Consider the following 3,173-nt stretch of genomic DNA (forward strand, 5'->3'; position numbering starts at 1 on the left):
TGTAAGCCAGAAAAGATCAGACATGTTCACCGCTCGTTTTCGAACCGTGAATCACGCCGCTATACGGAAATCAATGGGTCCTGAGCCTAACCAGAGGCCAAAAGCGTTGAAAAAATACTCTACATAAACTCCATGCTTCTGAATAGCACATGGAAAAAACCTAAAAACGCCAACCCCGGAAACAACTTCGTGGGTATGAGCGTTGCCAAAACCGGGATGAAAAAGAAGAAGTATCGCGCGTTCTGAAAGGCATATGTGACGTGGGTGTAGAAAAAATACACCGAAAAGAAGCAGGCCACCAGCCAAAGGTGATCTTTTAGGTTTTGCCTGAATTCACGCGAGCAATATAAAAATACGGCTACGACCACCGAAAACAACGCGTCTATCCAATAGGCTCCGGTATGCAAGCTAAAGAAATGAAAGCTGGCGAAAAACACCGATAAGCTCTCCAATGGAGAGTAATCCGGGTTGGCAACGTTTCTCGTCCAGTCGAACCGTTGTATCAGCCCGCCTATCCATGGAAACGAAAACGCAGCCCCGGTTTTCATTGCTGCATCCAGAAAAACCGCAAACCCTACAATGCCGATTGGCACCGATCTTTTGAATCCTGCGTTCTGCAGAAATAAAGCAGCCCGAAAAGTCAAAAGAACTCCGAGGTTTGCCTCACCGGTCACGTAGAGCAATGCAGCCAGTAGCGCCATCACCGCCCCTTCGGCTCTTGTAGAAAGGTTGGGACGTATCAAGCAGAGAGGAAAGTAAAAGAATTCCCAGTAGATCTTCGAGAAAAGAAAGATTGAAAGCGGCCATATCGCCGCTAGTAAAGCAGTCTTTTTGTCAATGAGCTTAAAATAAATCAGGACAATGGTTATCCCAACATTGAATACGAACAAAACCAATCTGGTCCAGATTTCACTGGTCCATACGTGGTTCAATCGGGTGTTTTTTTCGAAAGACAGGAGGTTTACAAAAAATTCGACTGCCTTGATCTCATCCGGTCGTCTTTCATAGGTGAAGAACGCAGCCTGAAACGCGAAGTTAAAGACCACAAACAGGATAACCGCACCAATTATCAAGTACGTGTTTCTCTCGTTTGCCCGCCGATCCGCAATAACTTCGACCATTATTCAGACTTTTGACCTTTTTTGGTTTACTTCGTCGTCGTTGATTAACGTCCATTCGACAACACGAAAAAAAAATGCAATTGAACATGCCCGGCTTTTTCGCCCCGCACCCTATAGGCCAGTTACCGGATGAAAGCGAGAGGGCATTAGTCCAGCGGTGTTAGCAGTCGATGAGCCGCCGACCGATTTTGCGTATTTAGGTGTCGAGTAACAACTCTCCCCAATTACGGTCCAGGCGCTGCTGTGCGCAGCCTGAACCCGAGCGTCAGGCGTGACCCAGGCTGCGCGGCAGATGTTGTTTCTCAGGCAGTGCCGCCCGATTTCTTTGCATAGAACTTGCGAACCAGTGCTTGTTCCTCGGGGCTGGGAACCCGGCTCATGTGAATGCTGCCATAATTGCGGATATTCGAGGCATTGGGACCGAACAGCAGGTAAGGGTCCGTTCCGTCATCCGCCAGCGTGACACCACTCCCGGTAACGATCTGCCCGTTCACATTGGCAGACCTCTGGGCGGCGTCATGCGTTGCCGTAACCACGACATCAACGCCGATCAGCGACGCAGGCGCATCCACATTGGTCGGTGCACCACCAAAAGCAACCGTCACCCGCCGGGGCTGCGATTGTGGCGTCGAAATCAACGGTTGCCGCCGTCCGCCGTTGTTGCTGATGATATGGGCAAAGGCACGGTTGATGCTGATCGTCCGAAAGGCAACGGCTTCGAATAAATCCACCGAGAACGGCACGGTGCCCTGAAACTCCAGCAGGTCATCCACACCGTCGCTTTCCAGCCAGCGATGGGTGCCGTCGGTCTGATAGGTTGGCGCAGCTGCCGTATTCGGCGCCAGAAAGTAACCTCCCAGGGTGCCCTTGTTGTTCAGACGTCGGACGGGATCGCCCGCAGACGTTACTGGCACGGTGCCCGATGCGTCCTGAAACAGCGCGGAAAGGTCTGACGGGTCGCACCACAACAATGGGTCAAGGCCACCTATGCCGCCATGTTTGGTTCGAACTGCCAGTGTTGTCGTGGAAAGGCCAAGATCGATCATGCTGATTCACCCCATTGCGTTACCAGGACTGCGCGTTCCATCCATTCAGCGGTGCAGGGCCTGACAACCCGGTAAGAGTTTGGCTTTTGGGGCATGTTCTCAGTTCTCCATCTGGATACTAGTTTCAATCGCTCTCACCGATGTGCCGACCCCCCCGGAACCGCCTCTGTGTGCGGTAATGCTTTAGTCATCCAAGCAAGGACGCCTAAAAGGGGAAGAAAGCCGCCCGCGATTTTTCGGTCAGCCGAGATGTTTTGCGAAATTCGTTGAATTCTTATTAGCCGACAGTCCGGCCTGTTCGGATCGAACCGCGGCCTCACACATTATACCTGCCCCGTCAGAGACGTTATGCTGGGGGATACTTACTGAAACGGCGCCAAGCTTTGCGACGACCCACACTGCGCCCAATCGTGGCTGGACCAACAAGACTCAAAATCGAAGATCGACTCCACCTTCAAAACCACCAGGCATTTCCGGTCAGTGCCTCTCAACAATGGCTTTCGTTGGGTCGGAGCTGCCTGTTTCATGACCATCTCACAAAATGTCGCATTCAAAGTCTTAGTCAACAGGACCCGAGCTTTGTCGATTGGACCGCTCGCGCATCATCGTTCGAGACCGAATCGTTCCGGTGCGAAGGTCAACGGCTACCTTTTCCTGCACAGAGTACGGTTTTTGAGGTTCGCTCATCTAACCTCAGTTTCAGTTTCAATAATCTCCGACACTCAACCTTCGATTGTATGTCGACGAGGTGTGTGGTATACCTCCGGCGACGAACCGCTGCAACTGCGCAACAATTGTGCAAGTACTTGGGTTTTTAACCCAAAATTTGTTTTAAATCGTAAATACGTTTCGTCGCGGGTTTATCCGGGGCGCCGTTTGATTGCTTCTTTGATGCATTAGCAGTTGCTCTATAGAGTCAGGATAAATTTAGATGTTGGATTTTGCTTCCTCAACGACTTCGGATAACAGATCAGCGGAACAGCCGGTTCCGCACCGGGCGCCTCTG

2 protein-coding genes are annotated in these 3,173 nt (G+C 51.3%); both read right to left on the bottom strand.

The window, feature by feature from the left end:
• Positions 1-119: 119 nt before the first annotated feature.
• Positions 120-1,121, bottom strand: coding sequence for a hypothetical protein (locus ACR1XY_RS24230; RefSeq protein ID WP_480597321.1), 1,002 nt, complete (start codon positions 1,119-1,121; stop codon positions 120-122).
• A gap of 302 nt (positions 1,122-1,423) precedes the next feature.
• Positions 1,424-2,167, bottom strand: coding sequence for a hypothetical protein (locus ACR1XY_RS24235; RefSeq protein WP_480597323.1), 744 nt, complete (start codon positions 2,165-2,167; stop codon positions 1,424-1,426).
• Positions 2,168-3,173 lie beyond the last annotated feature (1,006 nt).

It is taken from the genome of Ruegeria sp. AD11(2025) (assembly GCF_056542405.1).